This is a genomic window from Serratia marcescens (assembly GCF_001902635.1).
Classification (GTDB): Bacteria; Pseudomonadota; Gammaproteobacteria; order Enterobacterales; family Enterobacteriaceae; genus Serratia; species Serratia marcescens_F.
Genome location: NZ_MJAO01000012.1, coordinates 96,475 through 110,290 on the forward strand (window position 1 = coordinate 96,475; position 13,816 = coordinate 110,290).

At 62.1% G+C, this 13,816-nt stretch carries 13 protein-coding genes; 11 read left to right on the plus strand and 2 right to left on the minus strand.

Annotated elements, in window-relative coordinates:
- Window positions 1–100: 100 nt before the first annotated feature.
- The 3 genes from fadI (at window position 101) to sixA (ending at window position 4,447) form a co-directional block, all read left to right on the plus strand.
- A complete protein-coding gene (gene fadI, locus BHU62_RS13740; RefSeq protein ID WP_073532509.1) occupies window positions 101–1,411 on the plus strand; it encodes an acetyl-CoA C-acyltransferase FadI in 1,311 nt (436 codons plus the stop codon).
- On the plus strand, window positions 1,411–3,576 hold the full coding sequence (fadJ, locus tag BHU62_RS13745; RefSeq protein WP_073532510.1) for a fatty acid oxidation complex subunit alpha FadJ: 2,166 nt from the start codon (window positions 1,411–1,413) through the stop codon (window positions 3,574–3,576). Before fadI ends, fadJ begins: the two co-directional genes overlap by 1 nt.
- A gap of 388 nt (window positions 3,577–3,964) precedes the next feature.
- Window positions 3,965–4,447, plus strand: coding sequence for a phosphohistidine phosphatase SixA (gene sixA, locus BHU62_RS13750; protein ID WP_073532511.1), 483 nt, complete (start codon window positions 3,965–3,967; stop codon window positions 4,445–4,447).
- 69 nt (window positions 4,448–4,516) lie between these two features.
- On the opposite strand, the gene smrB is transcribed toward sixA, so the two are convergent.
- Window positions 4,517–5,047, minus strand: a complete 531-nt coding sequence (gene smrB / locus BHU62_RS13755) for an endonuclease SmrB (protein ID WP_073532512.1) — start codon at window positions 5,045–5,047, stop codon at window positions 4,517–4,519.
- Window positions 5,048–5,217: 170 nt separating this feature from the next.
- Here smrB and prmB point away from each other — a divergent pair, with 170 nt between their 5' ends.
- The 6 genes from prmB (at window position 5,218) to BHU62_RS13785 (ending at window position 9,908) form a co-directional block, all read left to right on the plus strand.
- The gene (gene prmB / locus BHU62_RS13760) at window positions 5,218–6,150 is read left to right on the plus strand and encodes a 50S ribosomal protein L3 N(5)-glutamine methyltransferase (RefSeq protein WP_073532570.1); all 933 of its coding nucleotides are present in this window, start codon (window positions 5,218–5,220) and stop codon (window positions 6,148–6,150) included.
- A 65-nt stretch (window positions 6,151–6,215) separates the two neighbouring features.
- A complete protein-coding gene (gene aroC, locus BHU62_RS13765) occupies window positions 6,216–7,301 on the plus strand; it encodes a chorismate synthase (protein WP_019453775.1) in 1,086 nt (361 codons plus the stop codon).
- A gap of 5 nt (window positions 7,302–7,306) precedes the next feature.
- Window positions 7,307–8,134, plus strand: a complete 828-nt coding sequence (mepA, locus tag BHU62_RS13770; RefSeq protein ID WP_073532513.1) for a penicillin-insensitive murein endopeptidase — start codon at window positions 7,307–7,309, stop codon at window positions 8,132–8,134.
- Between the two features lie 3 nt (window positions 8,135–8,137).
- Window positions 8,138–8,944, plus strand: coding sequence for a sulfite exporter TauE/SafE family protein (locus tag BHU62_RS13775; protein ID WP_073532514.1), 807 nt, complete (start codon window positions 8,138–8,140; stop codon window positions 8,942–8,944).
- 92 nt (window positions 8,945–9,036) lie between these two features.
- Complete coding sequence (locus BHU62_RS13780) at window positions 9,037–9,594, plus strand: elongation factor P hydroxylase (protein ID WP_073532515.1); 558 nt, start codon at window positions 9,037–9,039, stop codon at window positions 9,592–9,594.
- Between the two features lie 32 nt (window positions 9,595–9,626).
- A complete protein-coding gene (locus BHU62_RS13785) occupies window positions 9,627–9,908 on the plus strand; it encodes a YfcL family protein (RefSeq protein WP_073532516.1) in 282 nt (93 codons plus the stop codon).
- A 40-nt stretch (window positions 9,909–9,948) separates the two neighbouring features.
- On the opposite strand, the gene mnmC is transcribed toward BHU62_RS13785, so the two are convergent.
- A complete protein-coding gene (gene mnmC / locus BHU62_RS13790) occupies window positions 9,949–11,970 on the minus strand; it encodes a bifunctional tRNA (5-methylaminomethyl-2-thiouridine)(34)-methyltransferase MnmD/FAD-dependent 5-carboxymethylaminomethyl-2-thiouridine(34) oxidoreductase MnmC (RefSeq protein ID WP_073532571.1) in 2,022 nt (673 codons plus the stop codon).
- A gap of 170 nt (window positions 11,971–12,140) precedes the next feature.
- On the opposite strand from mnmC, the gene fabB reads away from it, so the two are divergent.
- On the plus strand, window positions 12,141–13,361 hold the full coding sequence (gene fabB / locus BHU62_RS13795; RefSeq protein ID WP_016926857.1) for a beta-ketoacyl-ACP synthase I: 1,221 nt from the start codon (window positions 12,141–12,143) through the stop codon (window positions 13,359–13,361).
- 212 nt (window positions 13,362–13,573) lie between these two features.
- Complete coding sequence (locus BHU62_RS13800; protein WP_004936201.1) at window positions 13,574–13,795, plus strand: hypothetical protein; 222 nt, start codon at window positions 13,574–13,576, stop codon at window positions 13,793–13,795.
- Window positions 13,796–13,816: the final 21 nt, after the last annotated feature.

Sequence of the window (13,816 nt, forward strand, 5' to 3'; positions counted from 1 at the left end):
CTGCCGGTTTGCCAAATGTAACCGTTTGGTTAACAATGACCTCATCAGGTCAGACCTCTTTCTGCCCATTGCGCTGACGTTATTTTCTTCAGGAGCATTTATGAGTAAGGCACTGCCGTTGGTAACCCGTCATGGTGACCGCATTGCGATTGTGGATGGACTGCGTACCCCCTTTGCCAAACAGGCGACCGCCTATCATGGCATTCCGGCGGTAGATTTAGGGAAAACGGCGGTGAGCGAGCTGTTGGCGCGCAGCGGCATCGATCCGCAGCTTATCGAACAGCTGGTGTTCGGCCAGGTGGTGCAAATGCCTGAAGCGCCAAACATCGCGCGTGAGATCGTGCTGGGCACCGGCATGAGCGTCCATACCGACGCTTACAGCGTGTCGCGCGCCTGCGCCACCAGCTTCCAGGCGATCGCCAACGTGGCGGAAAGCATCATGGCCGGCAGCATCAGCGTCGGCATTGCCGGCGGGGCGGACTCTTCTTCCGTCTTGCCGATCGGCGTCAGCAAGGCGCTGGCGCGCACGCTGGTGGATGTCAACAAGGCGCGCACGCTGTCGCAGCGTCTCAAACTGTTCAGCCGGCTGAAGTTCCGCGATCTGATGCCGGTGCCGCCGGCGGTGGCGGAGTATTCCACCGGCCTGCGCATGGGCGATACCGCCGAACAGATGGCGAAAAGCCACGGCATCACCCGCGAGGCGCAGGATGCGTTGGCGCACCGTTCCCATGAGCTGGCGGCCAAGGCCTGGCAGCAGGGGTGGCTGCGCGACGAGGTGATGACCGCCTACGTGCCGCCTTACCGCGCGCAGCTTTCCGAAGACAACAACATCCGTAAAGATTCCAGCCTGGCTTCCTACGCCAAGCTGAAGCCGGCGTTCGATCGCAAACATGGCAGCGTTACCGCGGCCAACAGCACGCCGCTGACCGACGGCGCGGCGGCGGTATTGATGATGAGCGAATCGCGCGCCAAAGCGCTGGGGCTACAGCCGCTGGGTTATTTGCGCAGCTTTGCCTTCGCCGCCATCGACGTGTGGGAAGACATGTTGCTGGGCCCTTCCTACGCCACGCCGCTGGCGCTGGATCGTGCCGGCATCGGCCTGGCAGATCTGACGCTCATCGATATGCACGAAGCCTTCGCCGCGCAAACGCTGGCTAACCTGAAGATGTTCGCCAGCGAAGAATTCGCCCGTGAGAAGCTCGGCCGCAGCCAGGCAATCGGCGAGGTAGACATGGAAAAATTCAACGTATTGGGCGGTTCCATCGCCTATGGCCACCCGTTCGCCGCCACCGGCGCGCGCATGATCACCCAGACGCTGCGTGAGCTGAAACGCCGCGGCGGCGGGTTGGGTCTGACCACCGCCTGCGCCGCCGGTGGGTTAGGGGCCGCGATGATCGTGGAGGTGGAATAATGAGCTTTGAAAACGCATTGCACGAACAGCGCGCCAAACCGTCGGCCTTTCAGCTGACGATTCGCCCTGACAATATCGGCGTGATCAGCATCGACGTGCCGGGCGACAAGGTCAATACGCTTAAGGCCGAGTTCGTCGAGCAGGTGAATGACGTGTTGATCCGGGCACAGCAGCATACCGCGCTGGAAGGGTTGGTGATCGTTTCCGGCAAACCGGACTCGTTTATCGCCGGCGCCGATATCACCATGATCGCCGCCTGCACCAGCGCCAAAGAGGCGGAAACGCTGGCCAAGAAAGGGCAGAGCACGCTGGCGCAGATCGCCGCTTTCCCGGTGCCGGTGGTGGCGGCCATTCACGGCGCCTGCCTGGGCGGTGGCCTGGAGTTGGCGCTGGCCTGCCACGGCCGCGTCTGTTCGCTGGATGACAAAACCGCGCTCGGCCTGCCGGAGGTGCAGTTGGGCCTGCTGCCGGGCTCCGGTGGCACGCAGCGCCTGCCGCGCCTGGTCGGTGCCGCCAAGGCGCTGGACATGATCCTGACCGGCAAGCACATTCGCGCCCGCCAGGCGCTGCGCATGGGGCTGGTGGACGACGCCGTGCCGCAGTCGATTCTGTTGCAGACCGCCATCGAGCGGGTGAAACAGGGCTGGAAGCACCAGCGCGAGCTGCCGTGGCAGGATCGCCTGCTCAACGGCCCGTTGGGCAGAAACCTGCTGTTCAGTATCGTGCGTAAGAAAACGCTGGCGAAAACCCACGGCAATTATCCGGCGGCGGAGCGCATCATTCAGGTGGTACGCACCGGGCTGGATCACGGCAGCGCCAGCGGCTATGAGGCCGAAGCGCGCGCCTTTGGCGAGCTGGCGATGACCCCGCAGTCGGCGGCGCTGCGCAGCCTGTTCTTCGCCTCCACCGCGCTGAAAAAAGAGCGGGGCGGCAACGCCCAGCCGCACGCCTTGCACCGCGTCGGCATTCTCGGCGGTGGCCTGATGGGCGGCGGTATCGCCTGCGTCACCGCGACCCGCGGCGGTTTACCGGTTCGCATCAAAGATATCAATGAAACCGGCATCAACCACGCGCTGAAATACAGCTGGGACGTGCTCGGCAAGCGGGTGCGCAGCAAGCGCATGCGTCCGGCGGAGCGGCAAAAGCAGATGATGCTGATCTCCGGTTCCACCGATTACACCGGCTTTGAGCAGGTGGATATCGTGGTGGAGGCGGTATTCGAAGATCTGGCGCTGAAGCAGCAGATGGTGGCCGAGGTCGAAGCGAACTGTGCGCCGCACACCGTGTTCGCCTCCAATACCTCCTCGTTGCCTATCGGTCAAATCGCCGAGAAAGCGCAACGGCCGCAGCAGGTGATCGGCCTGCACTACTTTAGCCCGGTGGACAAAATGCCGCTGGTGGAAGTGATCCCGCATGCCGGCACCAGTGAAGAAACCATCGCCACCACCGTGGCGCTGGCGCACAAACAGGGCAAGACCGCCATCGTAGTGGGTGACAGCGCCGGTTTTTATGTCAACCGCATCCTGGCGCCGTACATCAACGAGGCGGCGCGCTGCCTGCTGGAAGGCGAGCCGATCGAATCGCTGGACAAGGCGCTGGTGGACTTCGGTTTCCCGGTCGGCCCGATCACCCTGCTGGATGAAGTGGGTATCGACGTCGGCACCAAAATCATCCCGGTCTTGGTTGAGGCGCTGGGGCCGCGCTTCGCCGCGCCGGCTGCGTTCGATGCGGTGCTGAAAGACGGGCGTAAAGGGCGCAAGAACGGCCGCGGTTTCTATCTCTACCCGAGCGAAGGGCAGCAGCGGCAGCGGCGTAAACGTGCGGACACCTCACTGTATACGCTGCTCGGCGTCACGCCGAAAGCGCACATGCTGCCGGCGACTATCGCCCAGCGCTGCGTGATGATGATGCTGAACGAAGCGGCGCGCTGTCTGGATGAAGGCGTGATCCGCAGCGCGCGCGACGGCGACATCGGCGCGGTGTTCGGCATCGGCTTCCCGCCGTTCCTCGGTGGCCCGTTCCGCTATATGGATGAGCTCGGCACCGAGAAGGTGGTGAAAACGCTGGAGTACCTGCGCCAGCAGCACGGCGAGCACTTCGCACCGTGCGAGCGCCTGCAGCGCATGGCGCAGCAGGGCGAGCGTTTTTACCCGCTGGGAAGCTGAACGCAGGGCGGCCCGATTTGCACTATAGTTGCAACAGGGCCGCGTTGTGATCGCCATCACTCCTTGCAACACCTTCAGTGGGTGAGGCTGTACAGCGAGATGGGGCAGGGGTAAGTTAGCTTGACCGCCATCAATAAACTTCATGGCGAAAAGGTTAAAATTTAACCCGTTGAATTGATTGTTCTGTGAGCGGCTGAGGTCTGTCAGGCGGCGGTTGCTGTAAAAAACAGCATTTTCTTTACGCAAACTTTCAGGCAAAATGCCCGGCCGCCATAAAGAGACGGCGCGTTATCGTTTTAAAGCTTTGGCTTTGGGGTTGTAAAACTCGGCGGTACAGCACGCACGGCGTTTCTGTATAGCGTTACTTTGTCAACAACAGCGGTGCAATATGCAAGTTTTGATTATGCGTCACGGAGAGGCGGCGCTCGAGGCGGCCAGCGATGCGGTAAGGCCCCTTACCCTGTGCGGGCGCGACGAGTCCCGTCAGATGGCGGCCTGGTTGAACACCAAGTCTGTGGATATTGAACGCGTGCTGGTCAGCCCCTATCTGCGGGCCGAACAGACGCTGGCGACGGTGCGCGAAGCCTTGACGCTGCCGGAGGGCGCAGAAGTGCTGCCCGAGTTGACGCCGGGCGGGAACGCCGAACAAGTCGGCAGCTATCTGCAGGCGCTGGCGATGCAAGGGGTGAGTTCGGTGTTGATCGTGTCGCACCTGCCGCTGGTGGGGTATCTGGTGGCCGAACTGTGCCCGGGTGAGTGCCCGCCGATGTTCGCGACCTCGGCGATCGCCAACGTCGATCTGCCGGCGGACGGCAGCTACGGCAAATTTGAATGGCAGGTCAGCCCGTCGCAGGTGATGGCCAAAGTGTGAGCCGCGGACTGCGGCGCGGAATAAACCAGGGCGATGTCTGACATCGCCCTGAGTCGTTTTTGCGGGGCGCTATTCGGCCAGCTCTACCAACAGCAGGATAGCGGCGTTGCCGCCCCATTCCTTCGGCGCCTGATGGAACGCCAGCACGTCGGGATGCTGCGCCAGCCACAGCGGCGTTTGCTGTTTGAGGATGTGCTTGCCGTGCCCGTGCATCACGCAGGCGCAGTGTACGTGATCGCGTTTGCAGGCGGCGATCAACGCCCCCAGCTCCTGCTTGGCCTGCAATTGGGTCAGGCCGTGCAAATCGAGAAACAGTTCCGGCGAGTAATCGCCGCGCCGCAGTTTCTTCAGCTCATACGGGCTGCTGCCGGGGCGCACGTAGCGCGTCGGGCCTTCCTCTTCCAGCTGCGGCTGGTATTCATCTGAAAAATAATAGCTGGCGTCGACCTGCTCCTGCAGCAGCCGCTGCGGCGCAATCTGTTTTATTTTGGGTTTGGGCGGGCGGTGGACGATGGTGTCCTGACGCAATTTTTTCGCGCCCGCAACCGACTCTCTGAAGAGCTGCAGTTCATCTTTGCTCAGAGGGTGCTTGTTCTTCATGCTTCATTCACCGGAAATCGTTTATTTCGCTAGTTTACCTTGTGAATGAGCGCTGTCGACGCAAAACTCGGGCCAGAGTGAAAAGCGCGAGGGGCGAGCGTGATTTGTCGCGGGCTTCATGGCAAACTATGCGGCTAAATCATGAAACACAGCGCCTGCCGGAGGGCAAATTGGACAAAATTTTCGTCGACGAAGCAGTGAACGAACTGCACACCATTCAAGATATGCTGCGCTGGGCGGTAAGCCGCTTCAACGCCGCCAATATCTACTATGGTCACGGAACCGACAATCCGTGGGACGAAGCGGTGCAATTGGTGCTGCCAAGCCTGTTCCTGCCGCTGGACATTCCGGAGGACATGCATACCGCCCGTTTGACCTCCAGCGAGCGCCATCGCATCGTTGAGCGCGTGATCCGCCGCGTCAACGAGCGCATCCCGGTGGCCTACCTGACCAACAAGGCCTGGTTCTGCGGCATGGAATTCTACGTCGACGAGCGCGTGCTGGTGCCGCGTTCGCCGATCGGCGAGTTGATCAACGATCGCTTCAGCGCGCTGATCCCGCACCCGCCGCGCCATATCCTCGACATGTGCACCGGCAGCGGCTGCATCGCCATCGCCTGCGGCTACGCCTTCCCGGAAGCGGAAGTGGACGCGGTGGACATCTCCAGCGACGTGCTGGCGGTGACCGAGCGCAACATTCAGGCGCACGGTGTCGAACACCAGGTGATCCCGATCCGTTCCGATCTGTTCCGCGACGTTCCCGCGATCCAGTACGATCTGATCGTCACCAACCCGCCGTACGTCGATGCGGAAGACATGTCCGATCTGCCGCAGGAGTTCCGCTTCGAGCCGGAGCTGGGCCTGGCGGCGGGCAGCGACGGCCTGAAGCTGGTGCGCCGCATCCTGGCCTGCGCGCCGGACTATCTGACCGACGACGGCGTGCTGATTTGTGAAGTGGGCAACAGCATGGTACACCTGATGGATCAATATCCGGATATTCCATTCACCTGGCTGGAGTTCGAAAACGGCGGCGACGGCGTGTTCATGCTGACCAAGCAGCAGCTGGTGGATTGCAAGGAACACTTCAGCCTCTATCGCAGCTAAGCCGCATTTCCAAGGCCCGCACGGCGGGCCTCATAACGATAAAAGACTAACGGTAAGGAGCCGTGATGGCAGGAAACAGTATTGGGCAGATTTTCCGCGTCACCACCTTCGGTGAATCTCACGGGGTGGCGCTGGGTTGTATCGTCGACGGCGTGCCGCCCGGCATCCCGCTCACCGAAGCCGATTTGCAACACGATCTGGACCGCCGTCGTCCGGGCACCTCGCGTTATACCACCCAGCGCCGCGAACCGGATCAGGTACGCATTCTCTCCGGCGTATTCGAAGGCGTGACCACCGGCACCAGCATCGGTTTGATCATTGAGAACACCGATCAACGCTCGCAAGACTACAGCGCTATCAAAGACGTGTTCCGTCCGGGACATGCCGACTACACCTACGAACAGAAATACGGTCTGCGCGACTATCGCGGCGGCGGCCGTTCTTCGGCGCGTGAAACCGCCATGCGCGTCGCGGCGGGTGCCATCGCCAAGAAATACCTGCAGCAGAAGTTCGGCGTGCAGGTGCGCGGCTATCTGGCGCAGATCGGCGACGTGACCTGCGAGCTGAAAGACTGGGAGCAGGTCGAGCAGAACCCGTTCTTCTGCCCGGATCCGGACAAGCTGGAAGCGCTGGACGAACTGATGCGCGCGCTGAAAAAAGAGGGCGACTCCATCGGCGCCAAGGTCAGCGTGATCGCTGAAAACGTGCCGGTTGGCCTGGGCGAGCCGGTGTTTGACCGCCTCGACGCCGATCTGGCGCACGCGCTGATGAGCATCAACGCGGTGAAAGGCGTGGAGATCGGCGATGGGTTTGCCGTGGTGACCAAGCGCGGCAGCGAAAACCGCGACGAAATCACTCCAGAGGGCTTCCAGAGCAACCATGCCGGCGGCATTCTCGGCGGCATCAGTAGCGGCCAGCCGGTGATCGCACATCTGGCGCTGAAACCGACCTCCAGCATCATGGTGCCGGGCCGCACCATCAATCGCCAGGGCGAAGCGGTGGAAATGGTCACCCGCGGCCGCCACGATCCGTGCGTGGGCATCCGCGCCGTGCCAATCGCCGAAGCGATGATGGCGATCGTGCTGATGGATCACCTGCTGCGCCAGCGTGCGCAAAACGGTGATGTGGTTTCCGACGTGCCTCGCTGGTAATCGCCATGAAAAATTGGATGTTGGGCCTGGTGGCTCTGACGGCCTCCGCCTCCGCCATGGCGCTGACGCCGTGGCAGAAGATCGACCATCCGGTGGCCGGCGCGCCGCAGGCGGTGGGCGGTTTCGCCAACGGTTGCATCATCGGCGCGCAGCCGCTGCCGCTGAACTCGCCGGACTACCAGGTGATGCGCACCGACCAGCGCCGCTATTTCGGCCACCCGGATCTGCTGGCGTTTATTCAGCGCCTCAGCAGCCAAGCGAACCGGAAAGCGCTGGGCACCGTGCTGATCGGCGATATGGCGATGCCGGCTGGCGGGCGCTTCAGCAGCGGCCACGCCAGCCATCAGTCGGGGCTTGACGTCGACATCTGGCTGCAGCTGCCGCGTCAGCGTTGGAGCGCGCAGCAATTGCTCAAGCCGCAGCCGATCGACCTGGTGTCAGGGGACGGCAAGCAGGTGGTGGCGAGCCAATGGCAGCCGCAGATTGAGTCGCTGATCAAGCTGGCGGCGCAGGATGCGGAGGTGACGCGTATCTTCGTCAACCCGGCGATCAAGCAGCGTCTGTGCCTGGATGCCGGCGCCGATCGCGCCTGGCTGCACAAGGTGCGTCCGTGGTTCGGCCATCGCGCGCATATGCACGTGCGCCTGCGTTGTCCAGCCGGCAGCCTGGAGTGCCAAGAGCAGGATACGCCGCCGCCGGGCGACGGTTGCGGCGCTGAACTGGCGAGCTGGTTCGTGCCGCATCAGCCGAACGCGAAGCCGGGCAAATCCGTGCCGCCGCCGTTACCGCCGACTTGTCAGGCATTGCTGGATCACCATTTCTCAGCGGAATAATACATGGACTGGTTCGTCATTGGCCCCGAGATGCTCGGGGTTTTGTTTGCGGTAGCGTTGCTGGCGGGGTTTATCGACTCCATTGCCGGCGGTGGTGGGTTGCTGACGGTGCCGGCCTTGCTGGCGGTGGGGGTTCCCCCGGCGCAGGCGCTGGCGACCAACAAACTGCAGTCGGTCGGCGGTTCTTTCTCCGCCAGCCTGTACTTTATTCGTCGGCGTGCGGTGAATCTCAACGATCAGAAACTGACGATTTTTCTGACGCTGATCGGTTCGATCGTCGGGGCGATTCTGGTGCAGCACATGCGGGCCGATCTGCTGCGGCAGATGTTGCCGCTGCTGGTGATCGGCATCGGTCTCTATTTCTTGCTGATGCCGCGGCTGGGTGAGGAAGATCGTCAACGTCGCTTGGGCGCCTTGCCGTTTGGGCTGGTGGCCGGCGGCTGCATCGGTTTTTACGACGGCTTCTTCGGCCCCGGTGCCGGGTCGTTCTACGCGCTGGCCTACGTGACGCTGTGCGGCTTCAACCTCGCCAAGTCCACGGCGCACGCCAAGGTGCTGAATTTCACCTCCAACGTTGGCGGGCTGGCGCTGTTCATTATCGGCGGCAAGGTGGTGTGGAGCATCGGTCTGGTGATGCTGGTGGGGCAGGTGCTGGGGGCGCGTCTGGGTGCGCACATGGTGCTGACCCGCGGGCAAAAGTTGATTCGGCCGATGATCGTGATCGTCTCGCTGGTGATGAGCCTCAAGCTGCTGTACGACAATCACGGCGCGGAGATTCAGCAGTGGTTGGCGGCTTTCGCGCACGGTTGAAAATCAGGATGGGCGCCGCTTACGCGCCCATATCCCCCCGCCGGTTATCGGGTATAATGGCCTCTTTATTTTTGTGGTTATAGAGTTTTTTTATGTCAGACACGCAGACCCGTCATCACTATGAGCAACTGATCGAGATCTTTAATCGGTGCTTCAGCGATGACTACAACACCCGCCTGGTGAAGGGCGACGACGAGCCGATCTATCTGCCGGCCGACGACGAGCTGCCGTATCACCGCATCGTGTTCGCCCACGGCTTTTACGCCAGCGGCATGCACGAAATCTCGCACTGGTGCATCGCCGGCGAAGCGCGCCGCCAATTGGTGGACTTCGGTTACTGGTATTGCCCGGACGGGCGCGATGCCCAAACCCAGAGTGAATTCGAAGCGGTGGAGATCAAACCGCAGGCGCTGGAGTGGATGTTCTGCGTGGCGGCCGGTTTCCCGTTCAACGTCAGCTGCGACAACCTGAACGGCGACTGCGAACCGGATCGCATCGCGTTCCAACGCAAGGTGCGCGCCAGAGTGTTGGCGCTGCTGGAGCAGGGAATACCCACAAGGCCTGCACGCTTTATTCAGGCGTTGCAATCGTTCTACAATACGCCACCGTTGGCGGCCGAGCATTTTCCTTACCCGGAAGATCTCAACTGACGCCACAGCCTGTTATTTTATGAGGAAATTTGATGATCGCAGAATTTGAAGCGCGCATTTTGGCGCTGATTGATGACATGGTAGAGCACGCCAGCGATGATGAACTGTTTGCCGGTGGCTACCTGCGCGGTCATCTGACGTTGGCGGTGGCCGAAGCGGAAGAGCAGGGCGAGCACACCGCCGAAGCTCTGAAAGTGCGGGTGGAAGAGAGCCTGCACAAGGCGATCGCCGCCGGGGAACTTTCGCCGCCGGATCAGATCCTGGTGCACGGCATGTGGGAAAACCTCTATCAGGCTGCAATACCTGCTGCCTGAACGTCATGCCGGGGCGCGTCGCCGCGCCCCTCAGGGTTGATTAAACCGCACGTCCTTTCAGCAACTTCCGCACCCACATCCGGTTCGGATTCAACGCCGCCAGCAGGCGCGCATCGCCCGGCAACGGTTCGCCGAACAGCTGCGCTGCCAAAATTTCCGCCGCCAGCGGCGCCGAGCACAACCCGCGCGATCCCAACCCGCCGATAGCGAACAGGCCGGGATAGACCGGCGCATCGGCGACGGTTTCGCCCCGCTGGTTCTGCTGCTGCAAATCCTGGTACTGCGTCAACGTGGCCTGATAGTCCGGCAGCGCGCCGACCATCGGCAGATGATCGCGGGTGGCGCTGCGCACGCCGCAGCGCGCCTGGTGAGCGCTGACGTCCACCTGCTGCGGCCAGTCCTGTTCCGGCAGACAGCGCAGCAGACGCTCGCGATTATCCTGTTGCTCCTGCTCGCGGTAGTCGGTGGCGGTGTCGCCGCGCTGATAACTGGCGCCGATGCAGTGCTGACCGTTGCCGGCGTTGACCGGCGTCAGGTAGCCGTCGTAACACAGTACCTGCTTCAGTTGACCGAGGGCCGGCGAGGTTGGGATATGCGAGACCTGCCCGCGCACCGAGTACAGCGGCAAGGCTGCCGTCGGCGTCAACTCGGCCAACCGGTGGCCGTTGGCCAGGATCACCGTTGCATGGCGGTGGCTTTCACCGTGGGCGAAGTCGATGCACCAGCCGTTTTCTTCGCGCGTTAGCGCCTGCGCATCGTGCCGGTAGCGGCAGGTCAGGCCCTGGCGTTGCGCCAGCGCGATAACGCCGCGCGTCAGCTCGGCCGGGCAGAGCCAGCCGCCTTGTGGGTAGGTGATGCCGCCAAAGCCGGTATCGACGCCGCACAATGCGCTGAGCGTCTCGCGGTCGGCCGCCATCGCCAGCGCCGGCGGCCAGGCGGTTTTCAGCATATTGGCGATCTTGGCGCCGCTCTTTTCGTCATAGGCCAATTGACTGACGCCGCACCACTGGTGATCAAAGGCGACGCCTTGCCGCAACAGGGCATCGTATTGCCGGCGGGCGAAGGGAAAGGCGGCGCTGAAGAAACTTTCCAGCGCGTCGCCGCTGCCGTTCAGCAGAGGATAAATCGCGCCCTGGCGGTTGCCGGAAGCGCCCTCGGCCGCCTGCTCGTCGGCGCAGTACAACGTGACGGTGGCGCCGCGCCGCAGCAGGGCCAACGCGGTGAGCGCGCTGGCGACGCCGCCGCCAATCAGGGCGATGTCGGCGGTGTTGTCCGCTGCCGGACGCCGATACCAGGGTGCCGGATGCACGGCGGGTTGCGCGTCGGCCGGCAGATAGCCGGCGAGCATCTCACGCTTTTGGCCGAAGCCTTTGCAGCGGTTGACCTGGAAACCGGCCTGTTGCAAGCCGCGGCGCACGAAGCCTGCGGCGGTAAAGGTGGCGAAACTGCCTTCCGGCCGGGCGAAGCGCGCCATGGCGGCGAACAACTGCTCGGTCCACATGTCGGGATTTTTCGCCGGCGCGAAACCGTCGAGGAACCAGGCGTCGACCTGATTATTCATGCTGGCGTCGAACTGCGGCAGCAGTTCGTTGACGTCGCCGAACCACAGATCGAGCGTAATGCGGCCTTCGGCCAACAGCAGGCGATGGCAGCCCGGCAGCGGCAGCGGCCATTGGGCGCGCAGTTCGTCGGCATAGGGCGCCAGCTCCGGCCAGCGCGCATGCGCCGCCGCCAGATCGGCCTGCTGCAGGGGGAATTTTTCGAAGCTGATAAAGTGCAGGCGTTGCAGCGTTGCGTCAGGTTCGGCCTGGCGAAAGCCGGCGAAGGCCTGCCACAGCGTGAGGAAATTAAGCCCGGTGCCGAACCCGGTTTCCGCCACCACCAACAGCGGGCGCGGATGGACGGCGAAACGTTGCGGCAGCCGGTTGCCGTGCAGGAAGACGTAGCGGGTTTCTTCCAGCCCATCCTGATTGGAAAAATAGACGTCATCAAACTGTTTCGAAACAGGTGTACCCTGTTCGTTCCAGGTTAGCGTTGCGGTTTGGATGGGGGCGTGGTTCACGGTCAATGGCTCGAAATTCAAGGGATGCCGCGAATTCTAACGGCGCTGGCGCCCCGGCGCAAACTGGACAACAATAAAGCTGAAAAACGCTGATCGGACTTGTTCGGCTTACATCTGTACGCTAAAGTGCGATGCAAAATCCCGTAGGTAAATAGTGGAAGAGGTATTGAATGAAACGTGCAGTGATTACTGGCCTGGGAGTTGTCTCCAGCATTGGTAACAACCAGCAGGAGGTCCTGGCAAGCCTGCAGGAAGGACGTTCTGGGATCACTTTTTCCCAGGAACTGAAAGATTCCGGCATGCGTAGTCACGTATGGGGGCAAGTTAAGCTCGACACTACCGGCCTGATCGACCGCAAGGCGGTGCGTTTCATGAGCGATGCTTCCATCTATGCCTTCCTGGCGATGCAGGAAGCGATCGCTTCTTCCGGCCTGAAGGAAGAAGAGTATCAAAACAACCCGCGCGTGGGCCTGATCGCCGGTTCCGGCGGCGGTTCTCCGCGCTTCCAGGTATTCGGCGCCGATGCAATGCGCAGCCCGCGCGGCCTGAAAGCGGTTGGCCCGTATGTGGTCACCAAAGCCATGGCTTCCGGCGTTTCCGCCTGCCTGGCGACGCCGTTCAAAATCCACGGCGTAAACTACTCCATCAGCTCCGCTTGCGCTACTTCCGCACACTGCATCGGCAACGCGGTTGAGCAAATCCAGCTGGGCAAACAGGACATCGTGTTCGCCGGCGGCGGCGAAGAGCTGTGCTGGGAAATGGCCTGCGAGTTCGACGCGATGGGCGCGCTGTCCACCAAATACAACGACACGCCGGAAAAAGCCTCCCGCACCTACGACGCCGATCGTGACGGGTTCGTCATCGCCGGCGGCGGCGGCATGGTGGTGGTTGAAGAGCTGGAGCACGCGCTGGCGCGCGGTGCGCACATCTACGCAGAAATCGTTGGCTACGGCGCGACTTCCGACGGCGCCGACATGGTTGCGCCATCGGGCGAAGGCGCGGTGCGCTGCATGAAGATGGCGATGCAGGATCTGGATGCGCCGATCGACTACATCAACGTGCACGGCACCTCCACACCGGTGGGCGACGTGAAAGAGCTGGGCGCCATTCGTGAAGTGTTCGGCGACAATACCCCGGCCATTTCTTCCACCAAGGCGATGACCGGCCACTCGTTGGGCGCCGCGGGCGTACAGGAAGCGATCTACAGCTTGCTGATGCTGGAGCACGGCTTTATCGCGCCGAGCATCAACATCGAAACCCTGGATGAGCAGGCAGCCGGCATGAACATCGTGACTCAGCCGACTCAGCGCGAACTGACCACCGTAATGTCCAACAGCTTCGGCTTCGGCGGCACCAACGCCACCCTGGTGATGCGCAAGCTGGCGAAATAATCCCGCCTGAGCTTCACTCCGTTATCAAGCCCGCATTTTTGCGGGCTTTTTACTGCCCGAGGCCCGCCGGACGGGCGCTCGGAGTTTTCCCAAATCACATCCCCTGACACATCATTACCTCGCCATTACACACGTTGGGCATACAATAGCCCGGTAGCGTGATTATCGCTCGGCGTAGCTTTCTAAAGTGATCGAACATTGAGGCAAGAAGTATGAAAAAGTTAATTGCGGTTGGGTTACTGTCGGCCGTGTTGGCCGGATGCGCTACCGATTCTCCCTGCGTTCCGGTCTACGATGATCAGGGGCGTCTGGTGCATACCAACACCTGCATGAAAGGCACCACTCAGGATAACTGGGAAACCGCGGGCGCCATCGCCGGCGGCGCGGCGGCGGTTGCCGGTCTGACCCTCGGCATCATCGCGCTGACCAAGTGATCGGCGCGTAGCATGCAACAA

Excerpts from the sequence above, each read along its gene's own strand:
- fadI (WP_073532509.1), top strand. The coding sequence starts at position 101 with ATGAGTAAGGCACTGCCGTTGGTAACCCGTCATGGTGACCGCATTGCG.
- fadJ (WP_073532510.1), top strand. The coding sequence starts at position 1,411 with ATGAGCTTTGAAAACGCATTGCACGAACAGCGCGCCAAACCGTCGGCC.
- sixA (WP_073532511.1), top strand. The coding sequence starts at position 3,965 with ATGCAAGTTTTGATTATGCGTCACGGAGAGGCGGCGCTCGAGGCGGCC.
- smrB (WP_073532512.1), bottom strand. The coding sequence starts at position 5,047 with ATGAAGAACAAGCACCCTCTGAGCAAAGATGAACTGCAGCTCTTCAGA.
- aroC (WP_019453775.1), top strand. The coding sequence starts at position 6,216 with ATGGCAGGAAACAGTATTGGGCAGATTTTCCGCGTCACCACCTTCGGT.
- mepA (WP_073532513.1), top strand. The coding sequence starts at position 7,307 with ATGAAAAATTGGATGTTGGGCCTGGTGGCTCTGACGGCCTCCGCCTCC.
- BHU62_RS13775 (WP_073532514.1), top strand. The coding sequence starts at position 8,138 with ATGGACTGGTTCGTCATTGGCCCCGAGATGCTCGGGGTTTTGTTTGCG.
- BHU62_RS13780 (WP_073532515.1), top strand. The coding sequence starts at position 9,037 with ATGTCAGACACGCAGACCCGTCATCACTATGAGCAACTGATCGAGATC.
- BHU62_RS13785 (WP_073532516.1), top strand. The coding sequence starts at position 9,627 with ATGATCGCAGAATTTGAAGCGCGCATTTTGGCGCTGATTGATGACATG.
- fabB (WP_016926857.1), top strand. The coding sequence starts at position 12,141 with ATGAAACGTGCAGTGATTACTGGCCTGGGAGTTGTCTCCAGCATTGGT.
- BHU62_RS13800 (WP_004936201.1), top strand. The coding sequence starts at position 13,574 with ATGAAAAAGTTAATTGCGGTTGGGTTACTGTCGGCCGTGTTGGCCGGA.